Origin of the sequence: Bacteroides graminisolvens DSM 19988 = JCM 15093, from assembly GCF_000428125.1 — a bacterium.
Classification (GTDB): domain Bacteria; phylum Bacteroidota; class Bacteroidia; order Bacteroidales; family Bacteroidaceae; genus Bacteroides; species Bacteroides graminisolvens.
This window is the reverse complement of sequence record NZ_ATZI01000010.1, coordinates 43,903-69,849: the sequence shown is the minus strand read 5'-3', so window position 1 is coordinate 69,849 and position 25,947 is coordinate 43,903. Positions and strand designations below refer to the sequence as shown.

The following is a 25,947-nucleotide window of genomic DNA, read 5'->3' as shown; positions in this document are numbered from 1 at the left end:
TATGAAGAAATTATCATTTTACGAACGTCAACATATACAGCATGTATTGAGCCAGCAGAATCAAGTCGGGCTCATCTTTAGTGAGTTTTGTTCATCCGTTGGTACAAGCCTTAAGCAATGGACGGATACCGGAAAAAGCAGTGTGTGGATTCGCAATTCAGCTGTTGAGAATGCAATTGACCGCCAGCTAATAGCTCTACAATCATCCTTATTAGCTAACATTCATACTAACCAGGGAGAATCATGGGAATTATCTAATATAAAAAACGATTATTTTTTGGCTTATGTACAGAGTTTAGTCGTTAACAAGATAGTTGATCAAGGAATGTTTGCTCGTAATGCTGAAGCTTTAGTTTCGCTTCAACAGCGCACAACTAATGGGATGAATCTAAGTGAAAAAGTCTGGAGAATAACGGACCAGACGAAGGCACAGCTTGAATTCTATCTTAAAAGTGGCTTGTCTTTCGGTAGGCCGGCTGCACTAATAAGCCAAGATGTCAGACAATTACTTGAAAATCCGAATAAGAGGTTTCATCGAATAAGGAATGAAGAAGGTGAGTTGGTCCCGTCACAACCGATGAAAGGTTATCACCCTGGAATAGGTCAATATCGTTCGTCTAAAATGAACGCATTGCGCTTGACTGCTACGGAAACGAATATAGCATATAGAATGGCAGACCATAAGCGTTGGAGTAAGCTTAAATTTGCTCTAGGAATCACAGTAAAGCGTTCTCCTAGTGCAAAGGAGCCTTGTAAGATATGTGATGCTCTTGCAGGTGAGTATCCGAAAGATTTTATGTTTACTGTTTGGCATCCATTCTGCATTTGTTTTGCTACTTTGAAGGTTCCATCTCCTGAAGAGCTAGCTCATTTTTCTTTAACTAAGGAGCTACCTGAAAATAAAATTGTTCGTAATATCCCATCTCTAGCATTTGACTTCATGCGAAACAATGAATATATGCGTGATTCGTATGCGTATAAGGATAATAAAAAATGGTTTGAAGGAAACCAGAAATAAAGGCTAATGTCCTTGGATAACTAACCTTATCAACCCAATATTGCATAACCAAAACATTACGATTATGCAGTATGAAGAAGATATTTTGAACGCAGCTTTTGCGACAGGTTACGAACCTGAGGATGGAATTAACCAAGAACAATTATTGTATGAAGCGCAGGAATGGATAACCGACCTTACAAGGTAAATCAGAGCAGCTGTAACAGGCTGCTTTTTTTGTGCGTGAAAATTTAGTTGGTCTTATATTTTAAAGGAAAAAGTACTAACTAATTTACATCGTTATGACACTTATTGATGCAATTAAAAAAGGATTGAAAGCTGCTGGAATTGACGAAAAGTATGCTCAAAAGGTACAGAAGCTATTCAATATTGAAAAGGAAGATGGGTTAGAAACCTATATCCAACTTTTTAAGGATAACATTCTTCCTGATCTTCAGCCATCAGGACAGCCCACACAAGAGACTATTCAAGCGTCTGTTAATGCGGCAATCGCTGAATACGAAAAGAAATATGGGCTCAAAGAAGGTAAGCCCATTGAAAGTCCGAATCCAGATGAAGATAAATTCAAAGGGCTGGACCCATCTGTAAAAGCTCTTATCGAAGCTCAAAACAAACAGCTAGAGGAAATGAAAGCACTAATTGAGGGAAACCAAAAGAAGGCTGCAACTGCTGAAATGAGCGTTAAAGCAAAGAAGTTAATGGAAGATGCTAAACTGCCTGAAAACTGGCTGGGGCGTGTTGATCTTGAATCTAAAACACCTATTGAAGATCAGGTAAAGATTCTTAGTGATGAATATATCAAAATTCAACAGGATGCAATTAATCAAAAGGTTGCCAACGGCGAATATCATGTTGGTGGCTTTCAGCCAAAAGATCGTTCTGAAGCCGACTGGGCAAAACTGATGGATGGTGATACGAACCCAAACAATCCGGGAACGGTGGACTTGGGACTTAAATAATTAATTTCTAAATATTTTATTCTATGTATTTAAAAAGAGAAAGTGAATTTCAGTACCATCCCGGGATTGAACTAATTCTTGAGGATGTTCAGGGTGGGGGTACGATTGCCCGCTCTGATTTAGTGAATGCTGTTTTTGCAGGCGTTAAGCTAGACGAATTACCCCCGCTTGTTATCGTTGTTAAAGATGAGACCACAGGCGTTTATCACGTATTAAAAACGGCGGCAGTGCAGGCAGTTGCAGCCGCAAATGCAGTTGTTTATCAAGTGAAAAAGAATCATTTGTTTGCTGTCGGTGATGTTGTTACTTTAGGTGGAGACTTTACTAAAGCAGCTGATGTGATTACTGCCATTGATAAATCCAACTCAGCCTTTGATAAGATTACTCTTGCAGGTACTATCGGTGCTGCTGCTCTTGGAGAGGTTCTTGTTCAGGCAAAAGCTAAAGCAGAGGCCGGCTCTGCTGAACCTCTGTATGGAAAGACTACTTCTGAATTGCCAATAACCATGAATAAGATTAATTTGACGGTTGCAAATCAATCGTCCGGATTACTTATTAGGGGTACTGTGAATGGTTCTGTTATGCCATTTCCTATTGATGATGCTATTAAAGCACGTCTGACTACACAGGGGATTCGTATTGTCTAATATTAAAATTTTAATAGATGGAAAGATCATTAATCAAACAAGTTAATCAAAAAAACATGGCTGCCCGTTTGAACACCAGACATGTTAAACCTATGTATTTTCCGAATTTTTTCGGAATAAAGGCCAAGTCTTCACTCAAATGGGAGACTTTAGTTGGGGAAAAGGGTGCGCCTGTTGTTGCTGACGTTATCAGTTTCGATTCTTCTGCACCACAAAAGACACGTGAGGTTGTAAGTAAGTTGTCTGGAGACATTCCTAAAACTGCCTTGAAACGTGGTATGAACGAGAGTGACTATAACGAATATAAGCAATTGGAGCGTGATGCACAAGGGGATGCTCAGCAGATGGAAGTTTTGAACCTTGCATTCAAAGATGAAGACTTTGTTTACAATGGCGTTCGTGGGCGTTTTGAGTGGTGGTGTATGCAGCTCATGTCAAAGGCAGGATTCCACTTGACTGCTCAAAATAATAATGGAATTGTAACCGCTGAATTTGTAGGTTGTGGTATGCCTTCTGCTAACAAGAAAGTCGCTGGATATGATTGGGCCAATGCTGCTAATGCTGATGGATTACAGGATATTGATGATGTTGTTGTAGCCGCTTCTGCCGAGGGGGTAACTATTAAGTATGTTATTATGCATACAGCTGACTTTGCGTTGTTGAAGAAGCAAAAATCAACAATCGAAAAGATTAAAGCTTGGGTTAATCAGACTTCAAAAATTGTCATTACCAAAAAGGTTATCAACGAGTACTTGTCTGAACAAGAAATCCCTGTGCAAATTATAACAGTCTCTCCGGCTGTACGTATTGAGGATAAAAATCACAAACGTAAAACGATTAACCCGTGGGAACGTAAACGCATTTGTTTCTTGGAGGATTTGAACGTAGGTGATATCCAACATGGACCGATAGCGGCTGAGGCTTCCGAATCTATAAAGAAGAAAGCTATCATGGTGAAAAAGGATTTCATCCTGATCTCTAAGTTTTCTACTGAAGAACCATTTAAAGAGTGGACTAAAGCAGAGGCTAATGCTTTCCCTGTTGTGAATGATCCTGATGCTATGTTTATCCTCAAAGCAGACGGTTCTGCATGGGCTGCTAGTGAAGATACCGAGGGGACTGATAAGGTGCCTGCTTCTTTCTTGGGTGAAGATGTTGATCCGGAATCTAATAAAGTAGAAGGAGAATAAGATGAAGACCATCCGGGATACCATACTAAGTTTTCCGGGCATTGCTGACGGAGAGGACTTTTTAGAGACTGTACTAACTGACCGTTCTATGGATGGGGAGAAGGAGTATAGAGCGGAAGAAAAGTCCTCTGTTCGCTTGGCTGTCGCTGATATGTATTCAATGATTGGTGGACTCCCTGACTTTACAGAGAATAAGTTATCAATGACCTATCCCCGTTCATGGTATATACAGAAAGCTAAAGAACTTTACAGTGATAATGGTGAATCTGAAAAAGCGGCAAAGTTGGGAAATAATATTGTAGTTCCTCGAGGAAGATCGCGGCATTCATGGTAAGACGAAATGCACATACAGCAGTTGTAACCGTTCCCGGGTCAGGTGGAAAGGTTGTTAACGGTGAATGGGTAAACGGTGAGAGCCCTACTCAATTAGAAGTGAAAGGACACTATGATCCCGTTAGTAATTCCAGGGTGGTCATCAAGGTAAACTCTCAGGGGAATGAAAAGGAGGTTCATGGCGAATTTTATACCCGTGCAAAGGCTGTAAAGGAAGCAAGTCATTTACATATTGACTCAATAGGCATTGATGTGGATATTATATCCTGGGAACAGTATCAATCACATTCAGTAATTTACGTATGAGCAAGAATGCAGGCTTTACGCCAATGTTTTCCGATGATGAAATAGACCAATGGTTCGATATTTTCAAGGAAGAGGCAGAAGAGCAGATCTTTATTCATCTTGCTGCTGCTGGAGAAACGTTTGTAAATTATGCGCGTAATTTACATACTTATGATGACCATTCTGGTAATTTAAGAAGTTCGATAGGTTACATAATTGTTCGTGATGGCGAAAATATTATGGAAAATTTCGAGAAATCAGAAAGAGGTGCAGATAAATCTACAGGGCTAGGTAAAGGGCGCCAATTGGCTAAGTCTATTGCTTTAACTTATCCGTCGGGTTACGTTCTTATTGGAGTAGCTGGAATGCAATATGCTGCAGCCGTTGAGGCTAAAGGCTATGATGTTGTTGCCGGTGCATGTTTCCAAGCGGAAATATATCTCAAGAAATCTATTCAGAGCGTATTTAAACAGTATAACAATGGCTGACGAATTCGATATCATAGATTACGTATATGATGCAGTTGTAGCTGCTAACACAGGTCTGACGGTTTATAAAGATCGTTCTATTACCGGAGAAGCTAATAACCATATTGTTATCAATCATTTAAACCTGAATGAAGGTGATGATGAAGTTACCGATTTCGTTAGTCTGCTTCCTGTTAATGTGAACGTCTTTATTAAACTGAATCAAAATGGTATGATAGACCGTGCCGCAATGAAAGTGGCAGTACGATCTATTCGTACCTCTATTAAAAACATATCAACCATCAATGGACAATACCGCCATGCACATATTGAATGGACCGGGAGGATTGAAAACCTTAAAGATGGATTTGATTGTATGAACATTAGAATTGTTTTTGAAACTGATAAATAATAATTAAAATTATGGCAAATTCAAGACCTATTGCAATGGGCATTGCCCGTATTGCTTACGGAACAGTTGGAGATGGAGTTCCGGCATCTGCTTTTACCGATCTCCCGTTGCCTACAAAAAGTAGTGTAGCATTTAATTTTCAAGACCCTAAGGAAGTCCGTATTGATGTAGAGGGCTCTTCTGATCCTCTCTATGTAACGCTTGTGAAGGATTCTACCGATTACATTGAATTCTCACTTCCTACTCCGTCGAATGATGTAATTAAGGAAATGACAGGTGGTGAACTTGATGCCGAAACAGATAAATGGAGTGAATCGGTTGAAACACCGGATATTAATAAGTCTTTTCAGATTGATACTCCGGTACGTAACGGGAAATATGTCCGTTATACTATCGTTAACGGAAAAGTTGCAGCTAAGTTGTCTCAAGCTCCCGGAGCTGAACAGCCGGAATTGTTGCTTGTAAGAGTATACAAACAGGCTGCAATTACGGCGGCAGGGTTAAAGAAAACAGCTTTTACGCGTGAAGTTCTTGCCCCGACAGCTGGATAATAAACTAGGTTAGGTTATGTTTCAAAAGGTCGGAAGAGGACTCTCCCGGCCTTTTTTATAAGTACTATTATGATTAAGCATCTATCACAATTAGAATCAGATACAATAACCGAACAAGCTATTGTAATACCGTTTGATTTTAGCAATAAAGAGTCCGTTCCGGAAGGTAAGGATCTAGGTGATACTATTGTTATCAAACCGATAACCGTTCGTACATGGTTTAGAATAAGACCACTTATCCTCCAGATTGAAAAGGAAGATTTGGAGAAGATAGTAGTTAAGAAAGATGAGGTCAATCTTGATTTAGCGGATATAATGGCTAAATATGATGATTTAATTGTAGACATCATTTGCCTTGGTATTCATAATAAAAAGAGCAACCCGCCTGAATGGTTCCGGGATGTATTGATTGATAATACCACTTGGGAAGATATGAGGATTCTGCTTAATGCTATAATCTATAGAATAGGTTTTTTCCCTTTTTACAACTCTATCACGACTCTGCGGAGAGTGAGCCCATTAAAGACGGAGACGGAGATAATAGCCGTCCGCAGGAATCTAATGAGCTGGCAGGAATCAGCCAAGCCCGATTCTTAGTTAATGTACATGATTGCCTAGGACTGAGCCATATAGATACACTAGATAGTAGTATTGCCCTGATAGAAGCTATGCTTCAAGAATTTATTTATATACAAAAGGAGAGAAAAAGAGCCATGAAAACAGGTACTGACGAAGATGGAGAGGATTATGAATGGGTAGAGTTGCCTTCATTTGATGATCCTACTAAAACCATCCGTTATAAAAAATACTATGATATAGCAGGGAAGGTGAATACGAAAGAAAATTGACCTTATGACTATATATTAGTTTAGAGATTATTTTGGTTTAGAATAGTATTTATCCTGACCCTTGCCTGCTGTGAAGCCCGCGAGGGTTTTATATTTTAAGAGAAAACGGTTATGGGAATAAAAAACAAGAATAATGCGATGTACTTTGCTACCGGTATAGATAACTCCGGTCTGTCTGAAGATGCGGAACAAGGGAAGAAGATTGTTCGAGATATGACTGATGACATCGTTGCCGAAGGCAGTAAAATGAGAGATGCTTTTGCGAAAGCAGGGACTGGGGTCGTTAGCATTACTGATAAGATCAAGGAGCTAAAAATCGGGATTAACCAAACTGAGGCTGATATTAAGACACTTCAAAATACTTTTGAGAATGCGGCTCCCGGCAAGGCCAAGATGTTTGCCCTTCAGGAACTGGAAGCAGCAAAGAAGGTCCTGCAAGAAGATAAAATAGCTCTTCAGGATTTGGAGACTCAAATGAAAAAAACGAGTACCGGTCCAATTTCCCTACGTACACAGATCAGAAACCTAAAAGAAGAAATGGCTTTAATGACGGAAGAATCAGAGGGCTATGAGGCGGCTATGAAGAAGCTTGGTGATCTGATGGATAAGCAAGGAGATATTGCTACTCAAGGAAAGATATTTGCTGATGATGAGAAAGGAATTCGTACTGCCGTTGAGAGTGTGAATCTTTTTTCCGGTGCATTGACTGCCGGAATGGGTGCCGTTTCTCTCTTTGGTATGGAAGAGGAGAAACTAGCCGCGATACAGACTCGTTTGCAATCTGTAATGGCCATCACCATAGGTCTACAACAGGTTGCTACGTCCTTAAATAAAGACTCTTATGTCCGTCGAATACTGTTAGTCAAAGCGGATAACTTACTTACGGCCGCAAATACGAGATTAGCTGTTTCTCTTGGAATCTCAAATGTGGCGGCAAAAGCATTAATGGCCACGCTTACATTAGGATTAACGGTGGCTATCGGTGGCCTTATTTACCTATGGGATAAATACAGTTCCCGGGTTAGTTATGCGGCCGAAAGACAGAAACAATCTCAGGAGCAAATTAGCAATGCGGTTAATTCGGTATCATCCACTGTCGCCGATCAGATGGTAACGCTCTATAATCTGATTAAACGATGGGATGCCTTGGGAGATAACTTAAAGAAGAAGAAAAAGTTCATCGAAGAGAGTAAAGATGAATTTCATAATCTAGGTCTGTCCGTTAATACAGTTAACGAGGCCGAGAATGCACTTGTTAGGAATACCAACTCTGTAATCAAAGCCATGCAATTACGTGCACAAGCGGCAGCCTATCAGAAAATAGCACAGGAAGAGTATGAGAAGATGGCCAGGGCTGAACTGAAAGCTCAATTTATAGAGAACTCGGCTCCTACCGAAGAAGATTATCGTAAAGTTGCCAAAACCAAAGGTGGCTTAACGATTGATAGAGGAATTGATATGTCCGATACAGCTAATGCGGAGGCTAACAGGTCGAAAAGAGCTAATCAGTTCCGTGTTGAGGCCCGTATGCACTTGATATGGGGAAATCATGTAATGAAGTCAACGGATGATTTAAATAAGCAACTCTCCGATGAATTTAAAAAAGCCGGTATTGTTGAATACAATGGCAGTGATACATATAAGCAAGAGCAAGATGCAGCGAGAAAGGCTAAGGAGGAAGCGAATAAAAAGAAAATAGCAGATGCCGAAAGAACGAAACAGATCATTGAAAGCAACCAGAAGATAAAGGAAACTCTTGACCAAGGAGAGATTGATCTCTGGCAATCTCGTATTGACCGCATGGATGAAGGTTATGCAAAACAGAAAGCACGAATAGCCTTGAATTATGATAAGATGATTCTTGAAATCCGGAATAAGGAAAAGGAGATGCTTAAAGCCCAGCAAGAAGTGGAGAAACTTGAATGGCAAACAAAGAATCCTGATTGGGAGAAAAAAGGCCTTGTGTTTAAGCCTACGACAATAAAAATCTCTCAATTGCCTGAAAATTCACAAAAACAACTTGTATCAATGTACTCTGCTGCGTATGGAGAGCGGGAAAAGGCTGAGAGTGATTTGCTAAACTCATTGCTTGAAAAACATCAAGATTACGATGCAAAGCGCCGTGCCATTGAGAAAGAGTATAATGATGATATTCTGGCTCTGCAATTAGAGAGACAAGCGATTTTGGCCAAAGGAGACAAAGATGAGCTGGCGAAAATAGACAGTGCCATAGCCAATGCCACAACAGAGAAAGGCAAAGCTCTGATGCAGAATTCTTATGAAATGCTCAAACAGTCTCCGGATTATATTCGTGCTTTTGAGGATTTGAAAAATACTTCTTCAGATACGCTCATGTCCCTAGTTGATCAATTTGAGGCCGTGAAAGATTCTGCTGCTGCTTCCCTTAACCCTGAGGATTTGCGAGAATACACGAATACGATTCGGGAATTGATGGATGAACTGGATTCAAGAAATCCATTTAAGGCTCTTGCCGATAGAAAAAAAGAATTGATTGATGCGGAAAGAGAGCTTATTATAGCCCAAAAGCAGCTTGATGCTGTGAGAAATGGCGCAAAGATAGTAACGGGAGTAAAGAGTTTAAAGCTTGACAATGGTAAGATTAAAGCAGAGAATGTTTATTTATCAGCATCTGAAGCTTTAGCCAAGTATAATAAAGCAAAGGAAAAAGCCAATGAGGCGAACAATAATTTTCAAAAAGCAGAGAAAGCGTCTCTTGAAAAAGTAGATGGTTTGGCCAATGCATTATCCAACTTGGGAGGTACGATTGAGGGAACTTCCGGAGAGATTATATCATTGATTGGGGATGTTGGTTCGTTTACTACAGAGGTAATATCTGGTATAACAAATGTTTCCCAAAAAGGCGCTGGAGTCTTACTTGCCCTTGAAAAGGCAAGTGTTATACTGACTATTTTACAAGCAGGTATTCAATTGATGCGATCTCTTAATTCCATACTTCCTGATGCTTATAATGAATATGAGAAATATGCAGCAAAAATAGAAGAAATTAACAAATTAACCGATGCTGTAAACGATTACAAGATAGCAGTGCTAGAGGCTAATAACGCAGAGTCAGGTTGGTTTTCTGAAGATAACCTAAAGAATCTAAGAGACTACAAAGAGGTCCAGGAGGCTGTATGGGATGCCTATATTGACAAAGTAAAGGAAGCTCAAGCTGTTTATCAAAATCAATCGGGCGGAGGATGGATCACTAATCCATGGAATTCATTGCTTGGTGTATATGATTCTATTTATGGCACAAGTATATTCGGACATGACTACGAAAAAGGAACAACGGCCGCGATAAATAACTTGCGTATTGAGACTAGAAAAAAAAGTAAAGGATTTCTCGGCTCCGGTATAGGGGGAAAATCTCAGAAAACAGAAGATCTGCAAACGTGGATCAATGAAAATAAGGATAAGTTTAAAGGTTTAGATACAAACCTTTTCGATAAAGAACTAAATCTAAATACCGAGCTCGCAAAATCAATTTTAGATAATTATGGTGATAAACTAGTCGGGCAGACCAAGGACACACTCGAGGCTTTAATGGAGTTGCAAGAAAAGTATGATGAATATCTGGAGCAGCTGCATGAGTATGTTAGCACTCTTTATGAGCCTCTTGTGAATAACTTTGTTGATTCCATCTGGGATTGGTTTGATGAAGGTAAAAACGCCTTGGATAGCTTTAAAGAATATGCATCTAGTACGTTCCGCGATATAGTGTCAGATATGTTAAAGAGTATCGTTTTAGATAAAGTTGTTGGTAGTTTTAGCGATGATATAGCTAATGTATATGAGGAATATGCTAAGGGCAATATTAACGAATCGCAATTAATGAAGAAGGTCTCTGAACTGACAAAAGTATTAGTTGGCAATTATGAAACAAATATCCCAACGTTAGAGAATATTCTTAAAGAGGTTAATTCTTATCTATCCAATGCCGGCATTGATCTCTCGACTAATTCTTCCACGGAGAAAGGCGTTACAGGTAAACTTGAAGCTGCATTGACAGAGGGCACGGCATCCGAAGTCCTGGGTGTAATGAACATGAGTGCGCTTGATATACGTGCGCTAAAAGAAATGTCCGCAGATCATTATCAGAATTACGCTGAAACGATGAACTACATCTTCAATATACTTGATGAAACCCGCCAGATCAATGAAAATACCAAGCGTACAGCTGATAATACAGACGGATTGATTGATAAGCTTGATACAGGGTTTAAGGACTTGAAGAGTGAACTTACGGAGATAAAAAAGAATACGAAAGATACATCAGGGAGGTAAGGACCATGAATTATAAAATTGATAATGTTAGCTTAAGAGAGTTTGGGGTATATCCCACCAATGCTTCCGGAGAAAAAATAGCTCTTTCCGGATTGTTTGATTTGCCAAAACGTAAAGGCACAACAGAATACGATTGGGGAACATCCATAGAACCTTTCGTTGATGCTTCTGATATTGAATTAGACGGTCGCTCATTAACTCTTAATGTAGCCATCAAAGGAAGTTCTCTTGCTGATCTTCACACTAAGCTAGCCGCGTTTAAAGGGGCTTGTATTGCTTGTAAGAAGCTATGGACCGAAGTCGGAGAGTTTGATGTCATACAGAAGGATGAGATAGCCGTAACGGAATATCCGTTTAATTGTGTGGCCGTGATAAAAGCTCCGTTCTGGGAATACTCTTATGTGCCTGCTAGTATAACAATTCCGGCTTCGGGTAACGGTGAGTATATGCTTGATTCATACAATCTGGCAAAAGATTTTGGATTACATATTACTTCTTTCCGTAATGTAAACAGTACGCCTAAGAGGGTAGAAGGGAATACCACGCTTCTATACAAAGAGACTTCACATCGATCATATTATGATTTTAGCCAGCAATGTAATATGGTGGGCAATGATATTTATGACCTGTACAATAAGATGCATCAACTGAATTCTTTGCTGATAACTCCCGGACTTCATACTCTGACACTACCCGGTAATACGGCTCGCTCTGTATATTTTAAGGATGGAACGACGGTTACTTACTTGTCTTCTCGCGTGCTTCGGTTTGATTTAAAATGTAGGGTAATCAATGGATGAATTAATCAGTATATACAGGCTTGTAGATGGTGCTCAAACTACGGTTTGCAGCATATCCAAAGAGAATGCTTCGCTGAATCAAGGAATAATGGATAAAGATAAGGTAACACTATCTGTTGTTACCGAGGATCCTATTTACTTGACAGAGGGAGATTATATTTTGCTGGGAGATGTTAAGTACAAAATTAATCGCGATCCTGAGGATAAGCAAAAGTCAGAGAAAGAACATTCTTATGAGATTTCCCTTGAAGCTCCTATCTACACTTTAATCGATAAGGTTTATTGTAATAAGATAACCGGTTCGACCACATTTTCCCTTACCGGGAAACTAAGAGATTTTCTCGAACTACTTATCTGGAATATCAATGTTGATAACAATCCGCTTGGAGTTGATGGGGGATGGATGGTAGGCCTTTGTCCTGATACGGATTATTTGAATATTACATTCGATTCGGTTAAATGCCGCGATGTACTTGATACTTTGGCTTCTAAATTCGGGCTTGAGTATTATGCTACCAATAAGACGATCAATTACGTTTCACGCATTGAGAATGAGACCGGACTAGTGTTTACACAAGGTCAGGGTGGTGGTTTGTATGAGGTTGAAAGAAAGAACGTGGATGATGGCGACCTAGTTACGCGTGTCTATCCAAAGGGCGGAACGGAGAATGTTATTCCGGGTGAGGGCGATTTTGAGGGTCGCCTAATGCTCCCTGAAGGATATATTGAGAATTTTTCCGAAAGTAAAAGAGGGGTTGAGGCTGTGGTGGTCTTTGATGGCATCCATCCTACTTTTCAAGGCTCCGTGGGAACGGTGAGCGGCGATAACAACCGTGAATTCCTTTGCCCCGGTATTGATTTCAATATCGCTGATGTTGCCGTAGGCGATGAAGGCCGAATAAACTTCCTGACGGGTGATTTAATGGGTAAATCCTTTGAATTTAAATGGGATAATAGCCTTAAGAAAATAACTCTTATCTACCAGGAAGATAACTTGGCTGAAATTGATCCCAATACAGGGAGTCGTCCAAATATTCCTTCAGCTTCAAAATATCTTCGTGGTGGCGAGCTATTTAACTTCACCGGATTAAAACTTTCCGGAACATACAAAACAAACGCAATAACCAAATTACGCCAGAAAGCAACTGAATGGCTGGCTTATTATTGTCGTAAGCGTGTCAAATTTGAGTTAACCGTTGATTATCGGTATATACGTCAGAATAATGTAGAACTACACTGCGGGGACCTGATAACGATTAATGTCCCTCTACATAACATTAGCAAGCTTATTCGTATTACTTCTATTGAAAAGAACCTTCATACAGGTAAATTGACTTGTACGGTATCTAATTACCTCGATGAAAAATGGCGTGATAAGATAGAAGAACAGATCGGAGAAATTAAATCTTCTACGGCGACCGTGAACGGTGGTTATGGTGGTGCAACGAGTGTTACCATATTGGAGAAAAATGACGAGCGGGAGCCGTCTGATAGCAATGTGATGTCGGCTTTACGTACCTTTAAGGAAATAGCTGAAAGAGCAATAAGCCGGACAAACCCCGATAAAGCCGCTGAATTGATCACTTTTCTAAAGGGCTTAAAATCGCTATCCCCTATCGAGGTTGGAGATGTTATTGATTCTATGCTCGCCGGCCGTGGTACCCTGATTACGCCCGATAAAATACAAACACCACGGCTTGAGGTTCGCGGACAGGCTGTTTTCATGGAGCTAATTTTAAATCGATTGTCGGCAATGGAGGGCGATACCTCATTTTCCGAGTCGGGCACAATCGAATCAGTTACTCAGGTTGCAGAGCTAACTTACAAGCTGCAGATGCGCAGAAGGTGGGAGACTGATTTCACCTCGTTTGATGTAGACGACGTGGTATATGGCATCGTTAACCGTTTATCGGATTCAGGGGAGTATTACACCGTTTGGTTTAGAGTTTTACAGAGAGATTTATCGGCTAATACATTACTGGTTTCTCTTTATCCGGGTACTGAAGTGCCGGGAGGAGTTAATTATGCTCCTATTGCCGGCATGGTAGTGGCTCGTAGGGGCAACGCGACGAACGAAGATCGTCAGTCATGTTGGTATGTATCTACAACAGAAGGGGCGATCATGTATTTAACCGGTGTGACTAAACCCGTATTGGAGGATTACAATTACTCGCTTATCCTAGGCCGACCTAAGAATCTGGCACTATTCAACGGATTGCCGATTAATTATAAGCATCCGTATATCTATGCTCGCGGAGCTATCATACAAGATTTACTTCGTATTGATTACCAGGGCAAACCGGTGATTGCAATTACCGACAGGGGGTTGTGGTCAATCACAGAAGCCACTAACAACCCATATCTTTTTGAGGCGCTAAATCCTTCAACAGGCAATCATGAGACACACGATGTATGGCATAAGAGCTGCCGTTATAGATGTCTTCGTTCCGGCACGACTCAAGAACCTCGTTGGAATGCAACCGATTGGAGTGAGATATCCGGAGACGCAACATTGTCGGCCAAGATATCCAGCTCCAACGGTACCGAATTTGGCGGTCCGGTAGATACCGTACTGACGCTGTATATCTACCGGGGAGTTAACGATATCAGTGACGATGTGTTGGATGCAGATATTGAGTGGACAAGAACCACCCGTGATTCGGTAGATGATAATCGCTGGGCAATGGCTCATGCCGACACGGGCAAAGTCCTTCACCTGAGTGATGCTGACATGGGTAGTTTCTTTGAGACAGACGGTGAGTGTATCTTCACCGTTACTGCCTATGTGAGAGATAACGACGGCAACGTCGATAATTACGCAACTAAATCATTTACAATTAATCCTTAATGTTATGGGTATATTATTAGAGGACAAAGTCCGGAGAATTTTTCAACCGCTAAAAACGGCATTCAGCATGTATGTCGTAGGCGGCTCTACTGTTCAGTTGCACGATGCGGATAATAACATCTATTATCCTGATCGCTCCATCACTGAGCTGATGATCCAGCCGTCGTTGAGCATTGTCGACCCCGATAAGGTGTTAGCCAACGGCAATAAGAACAATGACATGATTCAGATCCAGTGGACTCAGGTAGTCAACGGAGTGGAGTCACCGGTCGATGAGAATTATTTTGAGGTAATAACAGCTGCGCGTGACGGTCTGCTCAAAGGAGCAATCATCGTCAAGAAGAATGTTCCTTATCTGACTCCTTACGTGCTTAAGTTCTATGCAGAGTACTACGACACGAGAACTAAAACGACTCTTAAGTTTATTGATAAGATTCTCCTTCGTACCAGTTCGGTTGCCAACCTATTGCTCGTTACGCAGATCGATAAGGCTTCATCGGAGATATGCAACCCCATGGATGCAACGGATGTGTTATCAGTCATCAAACCGACTTATCACCTAGGCAAAGACATTATCAGTGACCTGACAAAGGTTGGCTGGTGGTGGAAGCAGGTTGTTGCCGGAGTTGAAGAGGATTTCAATGCAGATAATTCATTAGCGTTCGTTTCTACTGCATCCGATGGAACATTGACCGTAAACAAAGAGTATGTCGGTGATCTATTGCTACGACTATACTCAGGCTATTTCCCTGATGGCAATATTCCGGCTCTGCCACCGGCCAACGCTAACGTGAACGAAGTGCGTTATATCCGTCGATTTCCCAAGAATTTGACTTTTCAACACTACATCGGAGGGGGCGGTCAACTCTCGGCCAAGGCGACAAAGACATTCGGCAAAGTAATTGGTATGGATGGCAACGGACGTGTTGTCGATTTATCTAAAACGCATTTCATTACCTGGCAGACTAAAAAATCAGCTGCCGGCACTACTTATCAGGATGCTGCTTACGGCCAAGATGTTGTATTGCCGGTTGATGCAGCCAATAACGAGACAGATGTACGCATTATTATTAACGAGCTTGAGCACCGTAAAGCGCTTGCCGATAAGGATGGCGCGATACTGGTTGACTCTGATGGCGCAATATTAGTATCATGAATTTAACTCCTTACGTATTCCAGTATGCAAAGGTTCCGGCAGAAGTGGCCGTGACTCTTTCACTCGGTTACCGTCGCCGATTATCAGACGGATGTATCATCATTAATCAGACGGAGGCACAGCCTTTGCCAGGTGAGACATTTGTCGATAAGATCACTACTGTGCAGGGTGTTGTACTGACTAATGCAGAGGCAAAAGAACTGCTCAAGACGTCGGTTAAATCCCTTGAAAAAACGATTGAGATAACTGATCCAGAAGAAGTCGTCATTCCTGATGAAGACGGTGATACCGATGCTGTAGTTGATACAGAGATGCCGGAGAACCCGGTAGAAGAACCAACTGAAGAGATCACAGAAGAAGATAATGTTTAACCCTTTAATACAATTAATATATGAGCGAAATTAGAGAAGTTACGTCTGTCAGACGACTACGTAATGCCGGAACGGTGACTGTTTACCTGGCCTGCAATCAAGGCGATGCATACCAGGAGTACCGTGGCAAGGATAGCAACGGCAATGACATCGTTAAGCCGGATTGGGCTGCAAACGACGGTTTGCGGCCGGTGTGGACTCCGATCATCGGAGCAGCTGTGAACAAGTCCAACATTCAGATTATACCGACCGACGACAAATGGACTTACAACACGACGTTGCTGACATTTGATGGATCCGGACTGTCTACCAACGCCGGACTTGTAGGTACATTTAAGCGGGTGACGGTAGACGGTATTCCATCTCTTAAGGCTATGAAGAATCTGGCATCAGAGACCAACCAAGACAGCGATACATTGAAGTTTGATGGCGCTATTAAAGTCGGTACAGTTGACGACAGGGTACAAAAAACCGTTCCTATCACCATTGTTCCCAAATCAGAATCCGTCTATAAGGGAGTGATTATGGGAGCGGATAACAAGAACCTGGTAATCGCAGAGAATGGTGGGAGTTGCAAGATATTCGCTAAGCTCTTATACGGTGGCGAAGCTGTAGAGAATGGCAAGTACGTTGTGCTGTTTAAGAAGCAGGTGAATGGCGCATTCGTTAATATCACCGATAGTGCCGGCAATAATACGGTATTGGATAATGCAACCCATACGGTTGACATTACTGCTGATATGGTGAACTCATTCCTCAATGTCTATGCTATCTTCAAAGATGCAACGACAGGGGCAGAACTTACTACTGATGTCGGTACGGTACAGGACGTATCTGATCCTCTTAGGGTTGTCAAGAACGCTGTGCCGGCGGACGAAGTGATTGAATCGGACACGGACACGGTAGTATACACTCCTCAGGTTGTTGATTCGGCTGGTAATGTGCGACCGGAGTTTGCATCTAAATTCAAATTCTTCCTCTCAAACGAAGCCGGACAGCAGATTGTAGCGGATTACGATAACAGTGCAACGCCTTCAGCGAGTCAAACGATTACAGCCAATGATGCGGATAAAGCAGCTCCTGGCGATCTTGTTATCGAGATCGTGGGCGATGATACTTACTAAGCTGATGGATATGACAGAAATAAGACTATTTACAGCCGTTCGACGTGCGAAGATATATAAGACCTTTCGCACTTACAACAAGTCGCTCGTCAAGCCGACTAAGCCAATCACGCCTGAAGGTGATGATAACGGCTGGTCGGCCGGTGCCGATGGCGCGATCTGGATGTGCGAAAAGTCGGCTATGTCTATTTCTCAAGGAGAATGGAGTGATGTTATCAGAATCAAAGGCGATGCCGGCTCAGCAGGGCCGCTAATCTATCCGGCTGGTATATTCTCGCTAGATAAATCATACACACGTACATCGCTGACAGCTCCATACGTGGCTCACAACAGCCTTTATTATTACCTGGCTAAGACGGGCACGTTTACGGGCATTAATCCTGCAGACGATTACGCCGCCAACGGGGTTAACGCGACCTGGAGGCCGTACGATAACTTTCAGGCAGCATTCTTTGAAATCGTGATGGCTGAATTTGCTCGCTTGGGCAAGGCGGTATTCTTCAATGATTACATGATGTCTCAGTATGGAGTAACCCCGTCCGGAGCAGATACCAATGAGTACCAGAACTTTGCAGCGGGCACCTTTATTCCGAACATTCTGCTGAATTTTCTGACGGGCGCCGGGCATCTGTCTGCCGGCAATTTCAGCTGGGATGAATACGGGCGTACGTATCGCAAATCAAAGGACATCATTGTATGGCGAAGCATACTAGATGAGTTTGGAGCATTGGAGACTGAACATAATGTCAACCTTAAAAAGGGTACATACTTCGATTTCAGCGGCTGGACAAAAGCGATTATCAATCTTCCTGACCCTTCATTGCACCAAGGTCTTGAGCTTGAGTTTAGAGGCCCTATTGCAACCACAAGGGTACCTCGAGATTGGCCAACTTTCAAAAGTGCAGGTTTTGCAATGATGGGATGGAATAGCACAACAAGCGATTACGTCACCTGCAGCAGAGTTATATCGTATATAACTGGTAGCTCACGGGCGCACATCATCTCACAAAAGGTGAATAACGTGTGGACGTGGGTTGCTGATAGCGGTTTTTCTATTGTATCATAACTAAATTAAATATACCAACATGAATAGAAACAATTCACCACCATAAACGCTACTCTTTAAGAGACTAGTGTTTAAGATTTATATTTTACAAAAACAATTTTATAAACCAGGGCGAAAAATACTATAGATTAATCGCCCGAAAAATATGTAGTATATGTCACAAGAAGTAAGAACGCCATTACAAGTCACTGCAGTTACCTCTGTTGCGGACACTGATTACATTGACCTTACTTTAGCAAATGGTACCAAGGCTAGAGTATTGAAAAGTCAGTTATATCCAGTAAATTCTAAGGTTGCCTACGGGATGGTATCGCCAGGCACTAAATGCTCTGTTATTCATCCAGGAGTAGTCAAGGCTATTAGCTTAGGCTCTATCAGCTCGGTCTCCTCATATTTGATTGCAGTCTATCATTATTCAATCTTTGGATTGTATTTTGTATCCACTATTCAAAGCTCCAATGCGTTTATAATTAAGCGGATATCGATTAGTTCGGGAGTTGAATCTTTTGTTTTTTATAAAAAAGATGGTTTTTTATATGTGAAGCCGAATAACAGTAGTCCTTTGTACGTTACTGTACATAAAGAGACAGGAACAAATGAATCTACAGTATTGTGCGAATCTACTGCAGATGATATTACTGATGCAACAGTAGTACCTATAGGTTAATATTTTCCCCTAGCTTGTTTATAGGCTAGGGGAATCTTATTCCACTATGCAATAAATGCTGAAACAGGTCTAACGCAATACTGACCCGTCGTCTTAGTGTTGTATCCCATGAAACCTTGGCTGAAATTCATAAACCATGCATTCGGGCTACTATTCTCGGAAGAGCTCCAGTATGCGTCTAGCTTAAGGAATTCTGCACCCGTAATTAGCGATAGTGCATAATTTATCTTGTTGAAGTTAGCAGACATCATAAGTAGTTCACCTATTGACGGCAGCCACCATTTGCCGGCAGTTAAACCTTGTCCGTTAGCATTGGTGCGACTATATAGGTTACAGAATCCTGGCGCATAGCTTGCGGTATTAGTTACTGCCCCAGCAGTGCTAGCCGCTATCTGTGCGGCTGTACTCGTTTTACCCGTCCAATCATTGTAGGCAGCTACACGATCTGTGGTAGTAAATCCACCTCCAGATATGGCTGCACTACTCCAAAAAAGTTTGGTAGGTGATTCAGTAGGAGCAACAACTAACAGTCTGCCTCCTTCCACTACTACTACGCCATCGGCCACCTCACCAGATGCTTGCTGTGCTTTCCAAGACTCTGGTCTAAACATTACTGACGAATTATCAGATTTCTTATGACACATGATGAACACACCGTCTGTCATGCATTCTAACGCTATACCTTGCAACAAAGCTGTGCGCAAATTAGGTACTGAGATTTTAGCGAATGTCCCGTTCGCTAACGTGATAACAATGTAATCACCACTTGCCGTAGCTGATACAACGGATATTTGTGAGGGTAGTTTCTTATCCATAATACGATATATTTTTCGGGCAAAAAATACCGTGTTAATCGGCATTGCGGAATATAAGAGTACCTTTGCCGAAAAATGACATACGCATACATTAGAGTATCAACCGACAAACAGACAGTAGAGAATCAACGATTTGAGATCAATAATTTCGCACGTGAGAAAGGGCTAGTGATTGACAAATGGGTTGCTGAAACTGTTTCAGGCACAAAGGCGGCTAAAGATCGTAAGCTCGGGCCATTACTACGTAAAATGAAGAAAGGAGATACGCTCATTATATCAGAGATCAGCCGGCTAGGTAGGAACCTCATGCAGATCATGAGCATCCTGAATCAGTGCATGACGAAAGATACAGCGGTGTTAACAGTGAAAGAGCGCTATGAGCTAGGTAATAACATCAATAGTCAGATATTAGCTTTTGCATTCGGACTGTCGGCACAGATCGAGCGTGATCTTATCTCTCAGCGAACAAAGGAAGGCTTAGCCAGGCGTGTGGCCGAGGGGGTAAAGCTTGGGCGAAAGGGAGGTGGCAAGAATTCTTCTTACCGGTTATCAGGCAAGGAGAATATCATCAAACAAATGCTTGCTGAACGTAAAAGTAAAGCCGCTATCTGCAGGCGGCTAAAATGTCATTTAGCAACTCTTAATAATCATTTGGAACGGATGAAAGAATAATTGACTACATTTGTGATGTAGAAGCTTACTTACTGGTTATTTATAGTAGGTGCCGCCTCAGTCTTTTTTTAGGCTGGGGCGGTTTTGTTTTTTACTCGCACGTATTGCGACCGCTTTCCAACTTCTCAACGCCGCTCTTCTGTCTCGATATAGGTAAGTTTGTTCATCGAATTATATTTTAAATTAAAAAGTAATGGAAGAGAGCAATGTAATTAAAGGCACATCGGTTATCATCTTCGGAGGTGAGATGTTGAGCCTGTTTTGGGATTTGAGATGGATGATCATGTTAGCGGTTATTTTAGTGGCCGTTGACTTTAGATTCGGAATTAAAGCGGCACAGGCAAGGGGAGAAAAGATTCGAAACAGTAAAGCTGGACGAAGAACTGCAAACAAGCTGATTGATTATATCTGTTACCTTGTGCTCGGTGGATTGATTGGCAAAGCTATCGGTGAGCCTTTGGGTGTTAACCCTACGCTTGTTGCTGCTGTTTGTATGGGTGTCGCTTGCCTGTTTGAAGTGGATAGTATTCTTCAAAACATCTGCGAGTATAAGGGTGTGAAGTATTCATTTAGTCTTTGGAAAGTTATCATTGCCTTGGTAAAGTCAAAGCAGAAAGATATCGGTGATGCTATTGAAGAAGGAGTTAGAAAGGAGGAATCGAAATGATAAAGTTGCAGCTCAAACGTATAGCTCGCAAGCCCAGTTATACTATTGGAAAACTGTTTGTTGATGGAGTTTATTTTTGTGATACATTGGAGGATACTGACCGACTGGATAAAGGCATGAGTGCTACTGAAATAGCCACTAAAAAGATACCCGGGCAAACCGCTATTCCTGAAGGAACGTACAAGGTGATTGTTAACACATCTCCTAAGTTTAAACGGTTATTGCCTCGCTTGGTTAACGTTCCTGGCTATGAGGGTGTGCTAATACACAGAGGCAACACGGCAGCCGATACAGCCGGTTGTATATTGGTTGGTGAGAATAAACAGGTAGGCAAGGTTCTTAACTCTACTTACTACGAGGAACGCCTCGTTGATATGCTTAAACATGCAGATAACATTTCAATAGAAATTGTATGAGAGACAGGGTTTATGTTATATTGCTTTTCGTGACAATCATGCTTGCGATGAGCATTGTTTGTTCATCATGTCGTACTCCAAAGCCGTCAGTAACGACGGTCACGGAGTATGACTCTGTTTTTATTGAGAAGTTAGTGCCCTATCCTTTGCCGGAAGATACAGCGAGGATAAGAGCGCTCTTGGAGTGTGACGAGAACGGGAAGGTTGTACTCAAATGGTTCGATGAGGAACACACTAAAAGAGTGAAATTACAGTTTAAGTTGGATAGTCTAGGAAATCTATTAGCCAACTTTGAAACAGCACGTGATACGGTTTATTTGCCTGTTAAAGAAACAACGGTGGGAAAGAAGACTATGACACAGTCTATTGTAACCAGAGAGGTTGAGAGGAAATTATCTTGGTGGCAAAAGTTGTTTATCTGGACGGGATGTATTGCTTGGATAGTAGGAATTGTTGCCCTGGTTGTTTGGGTTAATAAACGAACCAATTGGATAGGTATATTGTTTAATCTGATAAAGAAACTGTAGCATGGTAGAAGGCGTCACGGTAATTAACAAATGTGATAAGCCTCGCTAAAAAATAAGCGGGGCTTTCCTAATAATTCATTCCAAATACTCCTTTATCATCTCAATAGCTTCCATCGCTGATCGAACAATAACATACTTGCTCCGACATGCTTCTGCTTGTCGTTGAAACTCCTTTTGTTCATCAGACTGTCGGCCTATTGAAGTCTTGAATTCTAAGCATAGCGAACAATAGCCCTTTTTAGGGATAAGTAGAATAACATCAGCTACTCCGGAAGTAACGCCTTGGCGCTTCATATTGGCTGCTTCTATTTTGTTCCGGCTGCCACCATTGGGTACTGCAAAAAGAAGTTTCCGGGGAAGGGTGGGGAATATTTTGAAAACCTTATCGAAGAACTCTGTTTGCATGTCTGCTTCTACATGCTTGACTACACGCTTCTTCTTTGATGGATTGCGCTTTTCTGCATAACAGTTATAACATATATATCCATCATCTGTTTTGACTACAGAAACGGTTTCACGTCCACAGGTAATACATTTTTCGGTTGAATAGGATTTCATGAGAATGGTTTCTCATAAAATATAAAAAACAAGTACCGGATAGTCAAATATAGAGATACCCGGTACTTAAAAATAGTGAAAGTTAACGACTTATGCTTGGTTCATTTATTGGTCTAATATCCAATAGGCATACTGGGTGGATATTCAAATGATTGAATTTCTCTCGAAGGACGTCGAGCACGTCTCCCTCTCTTAATTTCGTACAGTTCCCCCCATGGGAAGTATAAGTGCTGAAATAATCGCCCAACAGTCGAATTTCCACAGGTGCAGCCAAATGATTAAATTTATAATCATCATTATCTCCAAAATAAGCAATGACAATTTTGCCATCAATTAAAGCGTTACACGCATCCATTATTTCTATCATATCTATAAAGTTATATATGGAAGCAACATCGCTCCCATATATAGCATTGCTATTCCCTGATAATGGATCTATTTTTATGGCTTCAAATCTCCGGTTTCATCCGTTTCGGCTAGCGTTTCATAATAATCGCGATAAATGCACACCCTATCATATTCCTGCTCTACAAACATTTGAATGTGCATCCCTTCTAGCCTATTCTTATTCATAAAATCCAATATGGCTTTATTAGTACCGGCAAAAGGGTTTTCAGGTGTTCCTTCATAGTCGATATCATTCTTATATTGCAACTCAGATTCCATGCATTCTTCGATTTCAATTTTGGCATTGTGCGAATCAAATTCAACTTCACCAATTAACACGTTGTAAGCATGTTCTTCCGGCTCTACAGATACACCGGATGGTTTATCAACGATGCAGCCGTCTTCTTCCATAGTGGTGAATCCTACGATACAGCCATTTCTATTCTCTTCACCTTTTTTGATAATGACTACTTTGTCATACAAATCAAATTTTCTCATAACGTACAGGGTTTTACAAAGCCCTCCCAAGGCATATTGTTTCATTTATAATTCTCATACTATTCAATCCCAATTTTCTTTTTCGCTTTTTCAGCGTAATGCGTATTTTGATTTTCCTTTTTCACATATATGACAGTCTTTGAGTTCAGCCGAAGCGGGAATAATTTCTCTTCACGCTTTTTCTGTGCGGCTACTGCCTGACTTGTCTTGTCTCCGTTTACTGTAAGGTCTACTTTTTTGTAGGTTCCCTTCGTTGTCAGTTCATTCATGGATTTGTTTTTAATTATTTATTACTTATTGTTTTAATCCGTACAGAAACCTGCTTGGCATCCTGATCCTGTGCCGAACACAAAATCCGTTTGAATTGGCATGGTCTGTATCTGTCTTAATGAATACTTATCTTTGAATGTATGCCCATTTAAGTCTTCGGCTATCGTAGCCCACCACATGATTGGCGGTGATGTATCAAAGTTCTTGCGAAGTTGAGCTTCATTTTTCCAGAAGCAGTTTAGGCAATTTGAATCTTCCGGAAAGTCAATATTATACCCATCCCAAAACTGTTTAATCTGAAAGTGAGTTATTTTATCATCAATAAGCGGGAACTCGCCAATTCTCCATTCTACTTCTTTCCATCTGTTTATCCATCGTACTGACTTATCCTGCCATTCGGTTTTATATGCAAACTTGAACGTATTGTTTAACCTTCCGGCACGTTCTAGTTCGTCATACCTGTAGCCGATACGCATTTTAACCGGTATTTCGTGATACTTGTACAGGAATTCAAAGATGGGTTGCATCTTTAGCACGCTGGTGCAGATGCGTTTTTGCCTATTGGGTATGCAGCGATAAGTTTTTATCATCTGCTCCCATCCCATTCCTCGCAACCAAATGATTTCACGGCCTATCATTTGCTCAAGGTCAAACATCACCTTAAGAATTTTAGGATCTTCAGACGTGGCCACAAACTCCGGCATGTGGCTACAGTATTTCTGTAGTTTATCATTCGCCATCTGCTTTAGCTTCTTGTCTATTCCTGCACCGGCATTATGGCAGTCAATACAGCAAAGCGCAAACACTTCAATATCTGCCGGATAATGAACTGCAATGTATGATGATGTTTTGCCACCCGATAAACTGTTTACGGTTTTCATTTTATTAATTCTGGATTGTCGTATATGTTGCCAATGACTTCACCTTTTAATGTTTCACAATCTAATGTATCGCGAGGGTTGATGCCATCTTTTGAAATACACCATCCGGTAAATTCGTACCGATCAGTTAAAAACTTATTTCTTTTTTCATCATGAATCCATGTAGACCAAATTACGACATACAAACGCCCGCTAGGTGCTTTTATAATATCGCCTTCAAAAACTTTAGTGCCGTTTTTGTCGGATAAGCCTGTAAACTGACAAACTGTTTCAGGATCAACTTTGTACCAAAATTGAGTGTTGAAGTAATCATCATCAAAATCGACAACCTCACCTACAATTACATTGTTACCTATTAGATAACCATATATCCATTCTCCGTTATCGGCTCTTTTGCCTCTGAATAATATTTCTCTTTTCATTTCTTCACAATATTATAAACTCCTGTTATTCCATTAAATCCTATTACAGAAGCCAACGGATAACTTCTTATTCCTCTGTATTCTAGATTAGGGTCATGCACAATATTGAAGTTCTTATCACATATTACAGCATGCATATTCATATCGTTCCAAGAAAAATACTTTGGAGACAAAACGGAACAATAAAATAGCCCATTAACGCCTTCACCCATGTTTTCGGGCTTCAACACCTGCGGTTCATAAAATCTAGTTTTTCGCTTGCATTCCTCGGTTGGATGTAGTAAGATGCCCCATGTTTTATTATACAGGCCGTTTTCGCATACGTAACCTTTAGATTCTAGATACTTATCAAATAGTTCTCCCATATTATCATTCTCTATAAATGCAGGTACATTCTCATATTCATCATCAAACAAAGAAGCAATAGCGGCTTGCATGCAGTCGCCCTTGCGATGATCTATAACTCTTTGATATATACTTTTCATTGCTGTAGCAGTTTTCTCATACACATTCTATATTCCTTCATATTACTAGGGTACATACCATTTGATTCCATAGATCTAGCAATAGCACATGAATTGTATTTTCTATACTCTTTTGGCAACTTACCATACACCCCATATTCTAATATAGTCTTCCTGACAGACATTGGAATCTTCATGGTTTTCAACGCTTTTTGTTGCTGTGAAACAGAATATGGCTGATAGTTGCTATCCCAATTACCAAATACAGCTGTAGTATTAATGATCTTCTTTGCTAATCTTGTTTTCATATTTTTTATTTA

General features: G+C 41.0%; 33 protein-coding genes. 24 read left to right on the top strand and 9 right to left on the bottom strand.

Going from position 1 to position 25,947, the window contains the following annotated elements; genetic code table 11:
* Position 1 precedes the first annotated feature (1 nt).
* The 20 genes from C511_RS16585 to C511_RS0109015 all read left to right on the top strand — a co-directional run bounded on the left by C511_RS16585 (position 2) and on the right by C511_RS0109015 (position 19,050).
* Positions 2-1,018, top strand: coding sequence for a hypothetical protein (locus C511_RS16585; protein ID WP_024997501.1), 1,017 nt, complete (start codon positions 2-4; stop codon positions 1,016-1,018).
* Between the two features lie 64 nt (positions 1,019-1,082).
* Positions 1,083-1,205 carry a hypothetical protein gene (locus tag C511_RS18440; RefSeq protein WP_262482333.1) on the top strand — a complete coding sequence of 41 codons (123 nt, stop codon included), beginning with the start codon at positions 1,083-1,085 and terminating at the stop codon, positions 1,203-1,205.
* A 94-nt stretch (positions 1,206-1,299) separates the two neighbouring features.
* Complete coding sequence (locus tag C511_RS0109100; protein ID WP_024997502.1) at positions 1,300-1,977, top strand: hypothetical protein; 678 nt, start codon at positions 1,300-1,302, stop codon at positions 1,975-1,977.
* A 23-nt stretch (positions 1,978-2,000) separates the two neighbouring features.
* Positions 2,001-2,624 carry a hypothetical protein gene (locus C511_RS0109095; RefSeq protein WP_024997503.1) on the top strand — a complete coding sequence of 208 codons (624 nt, stop codon included), beginning with the start codon at positions 2,001-2,003 and terminating at the stop codon, positions 2,622-2,624.
* Positions 2,625-2,641: 17 nt separating this feature from the next.
* Entirely contained in the window at positions 2,642-3,814 is a 1,173-nt protein-coding gene (locus tag C511_RS0109090; protein ID WP_024997504.1) for a major capsid protein, read from the top strand.
* A gap of 1 nt (position 3,815) precedes the next feature.
* Entirely contained in the window at positions 3,816-4,148 is a 333-nt protein-coding gene (locus C511_RS0109085; RefSeq protein WP_024997505.1) for a hypothetical protein, read from the top strand.
* A complete protein-coding gene (locus C511_RS0109080; RefSeq protein WP_024997506.1) occupies positions 4,142-4,453 on the top strand; it encodes a hypothetical protein in 312 nt (103 codons plus the stop codon). The genes C511_RS0109085 and C511_RS0109080 overlap by 7 nt, the downstream gene beginning before the upstream one ends.
* Positions 4,450-4,920: a hypothetical protein gene (locus C511_RS0109075; RefSeq protein ID WP_024997507.1), complete on the top strand. Its 471-nt coding sequence runs from the start codon at positions 4,450-4,452 to the stop codon at positions 4,918-4,920. Before C511_RS0109080 ends, C511_RS0109075 begins: the two co-directional genes overlap by 4 nt.
* Entirely contained in the window at positions 4,913-5,311 is a 399-nt protein-coding gene (locus tag C511_RS0109070; protein ID WP_024997508.1) for a hypothetical protein, read from the top strand. The genes C511_RS0109075 and C511_RS0109070 overlap by 8 nt, the downstream gene beginning before the upstream one ends.
* Positions 5,312-5,322: 11 nt before the next feature.
* Complete coding sequence (locus C511_RS0109065) at positions 5,323-5,862, top strand: hypothetical protein (RefSeq protein ID WP_024997509.1); 540 nt, start codon at positions 5,323-5,325, stop codon at positions 5,860-5,862.
* A 69-nt stretch (positions 5,863-5,931) separates the two neighbouring features.
* Positions 5,932-6,459, top strand: a complete 528-nt coding sequence (locus tag C511_RS0109060) for a hypothetical protein (RefSeq protein ID WP_316929586.1) — start codon at positions 5,932-5,934, stop codon at positions 6,457-6,459.
* Between the two features lie 116 nt (positions 6,460-6,575).
* Positions 6,576-6,710, top strand: coding sequence for a hypothetical protein (locus C511_RS18435; protein WP_262482332.1), 135 nt, complete (start codon positions 6,576-6,578; stop codon positions 6,708-6,710).
* A gap of 111 nt (positions 6,711-6,821) precedes the next feature.
* The gene (locus C511_RS0109050) at positions 6,822-11,018 is read left to right on the top strand and encodes a hypothetical protein (RefSeq protein ID WP_024997512.1); all 4,197 of its coding nucleotides are present in this window, start codon (positions 6,822-6,824) and stop codon (positions 11,016-11,018) included.
* 5 nt (positions 11,019-11,023) lie between these two features.
* Complete coding sequence (locus tag C511_RS0109045) at positions 11,024-11,818, top strand: hypothetical protein (RefSeq protein ID WP_024997513.1); 795 nt, start codon at positions 11,024-11,026, stop codon at positions 11,816-11,818.
* Positions 11,811-14,666: a hypothetical protein gene (locus tag C511_RS17270; RefSeq protein WP_024997514.1), complete on the top strand. Its 2,856-nt coding sequence runs from the start codon at positions 11,811-11,813 to the stop codon at positions 14,664-14,666. The genes C511_RS0109045 and C511_RS17270 overlap by 8 nt, the downstream gene beginning before the upstream one ends.
* A gap of 4 nt (positions 14,667-14,670) precedes the next feature.
* A complete protein-coding gene (locus C511_RS0109035) occupies positions 14,671-15,822 on the top strand; it encodes a hypothetical protein (protein ID WP_024997515.1) in 1,152 nt (383 codons plus the stop codon).
* Entirely contained in the window at positions 15,819-16,193 is a 375-nt protein-coding gene (locus tag C511_RS0109030; protein ID WP_024997516.1) for a hypothetical protein, read from the top strand. Before C511_RS0109035 ends, C511_RS0109030 begins: the two co-directional genes overlap by 4 nt.
* A gap of 20 nt (positions 16,194-16,213) precedes the next feature.
* Positions 16,214-17,317 carry a hypothetical protein gene (locus C511_RS0109025; RefSeq protein ID WP_024997517.1) on the top strand — a complete coding sequence of 368 codons (1,104 nt, stop codon included), beginning with the start codon at positions 16,214-16,216 and terminating at the stop codon, positions 17,315-17,317.
* A gap of 10 nt (positions 17,318-17,327) precedes the next feature.
* Entirely contained in the window at positions 17,328-18,383 is a 1,056-nt protein-coding gene (locus C511_RS0109020; RefSeq protein ID WP_148297769.1) for a hypothetical protein, read from the top strand.
* A 154-nt stretch (positions 18,384-18,537) separates the two neighbouring features.
* A complete protein-coding gene (locus C511_RS0109015) occupies positions 18,538-19,050 on the top strand; it encodes a hypothetical protein (RefSeq protein WP_024997769.1) in 513 nt (170 codons plus the stop codon).
* A 44-nt stretch (positions 19,051-19,094) separates the two neighbouring features.
* Here C511_RS0109015 and C511_RS0109010 read toward each other — a convergent pair whose 3' ends face one another.
* Entirely contained in the window at positions 19,095-19,865 is a 771-nt protein-coding gene (locus tag C511_RS0109010; protein WP_024997770.1) for an Lcl domain-containing protein, read from the bottom strand.
* Between the two features lie 75 nt (positions 19,866-19,940).
* On the opposite strand from C511_RS0109010, the gene C511_RS0109005 reads away from it, so the two are divergent.
* The 4 genes from C511_RS0109005 to C511_RS16570 all read left to right on the top strand — a co-directional run bounded on the left by C511_RS0109005 (position 19,941) and on the right by C511_RS16570 (position 22,147).
* On the top strand, positions 19,941-20,537 hold the full coding sequence (locus C511_RS0109005; protein ID WP_024997110.1) for a master DNA invertase Mpi family serine-type recombinase: 597 nt from the start codon (positions 19,941-19,943) through the stop codon (positions 20,535-20,537).
* A 193-nt stretch (positions 20,538-20,730) separates the two neighbouring features.
* Positions 20,731-21,204 carry a phage holin family protein gene (locus C511_RS17265; protein ID WP_024997111.1) on the top strand — a complete coding sequence of 158 codons (474 nt, stop codon included), beginning with the start codon at positions 20,731-20,733 and terminating at the stop codon, positions 21,202-21,204.
* Positions 21,201-21,620, top strand: coding sequence for a DUF5675 family protein (locus C511_RS0108995; protein ID WP_226992556.1), 420 nt, complete (start codon positions 21,201-21,203; stop codon positions 21,618-21,620). Before C511_RS17265 ends, C511_RS0108995 begins: the two co-directional genes overlap by 4 nt.
* Positions 21,617-22,147, top strand: coding sequence for a hypothetical protein (locus tag C511_RS16570; protein ID WP_024997113.1), 531 nt, complete (start codon positions 21,617-21,619; stop codon positions 22,145-22,147). Before C511_RS0108995 ends, C511_RS16570 begins: the two co-directional genes overlap by 4 nt.
* A gap of 75 nt (positions 22,148-22,222) precedes the next feature.
* Here the strand turns inward: C511_RS16570 and C511_RS0108985 are convergent, their stop codons facing one another.
* The 8 genes from C511_RS0108985 to C511_RS0108950 all read right to left on the bottom strand — a co-directional run bounded on the left by C511_RS0108985 (position 22,223) and on the right by C511_RS0108950 (position 25,935).
* Positions 22,223-22,705, bottom strand: a complete 483-nt coding sequence (locus C511_RS0108985) for a VRR-NUC domain-containing protein (protein WP_027318072.1) — start codon at positions 22,703-22,705, stop codon at positions 22,223-22,225.
* 82 nt (positions 22,706-22,787) lie between these two features.
* Entirely contained in the window at positions 22,788-23,072 is a 285-nt protein-coding gene (locus tag C511_RS0108980; protein ID WP_024997115.1) for a hypothetical protein, read from the bottom strand.
* Positions 23,073-23,146: 74 nt separating this feature from the next.
* Complete coding sequence (locus C511_RS0108975; protein WP_024997116.1) at positions 23,147-23,590, bottom strand: hypothetical protein; 444 nt, start codon at positions 23,588-23,590, stop codon at positions 23,147-23,149.
* Positions 23,591-23,649: 59 nt separating this feature from the next.
* Positions 23,650-23,859 (bottom strand): hypothetical protein, encoded by a 210-nt coding sequence (locus C511_RS0108970; RefSeq protein WP_024997117.1) that lies wholly within the window; start codon positions 23,857-23,859, stop codon positions 23,650-23,652.
* Between the two features lie 33 nt (positions 23,860-23,892).
* Positions 23,893-24,741 carry a hypothetical protein gene (locus tag C511_RS0108965; protein ID WP_024997118.1) on the bottom strand — a complete coding sequence of 283 codons (849 nt, stop codon included), beginning with the start codon at positions 24,739-24,741 and terminating at the stop codon, positions 23,893-23,895.
* Positions 24,738-25,163 (bottom strand): YopX family protein, encoded by a 426-nt coding sequence (locus C511_RS16565; protein WP_024997119.1) that lies wholly within the window; start codon positions 25,161-25,163, stop codon positions 24,738-24,740. The genes C511_RS0108965 and C511_RS16565 overlap by 4 nt, the downstream gene beginning before the upstream one ends.
* Positions 25,160-25,648, bottom strand: a complete 489-nt coding sequence (locus tag C511_RS0108955) for a hypothetical protein (RefSeq protein ID WP_024997120.1) — start codon at positions 25,646-25,648, stop codon at positions 25,160-25,162. Before C511_RS0108955 ends, C511_RS16565 begins: the two co-directional genes overlap by 4 nt.
* Positions 25,645-25,935, bottom strand: coding sequence for a hypothetical protein (locus tag C511_RS0108950; RefSeq protein WP_024997121.1), 291 nt, complete (start codon positions 25,933-25,935; stop codon positions 25,645-25,647). The genes C511_RS0108955 and C511_RS0108950 overlap by 4 nt, the downstream gene beginning before the upstream one ends.
* Positions 25,936-25,947: the final 12 nt, after the last annotated feature.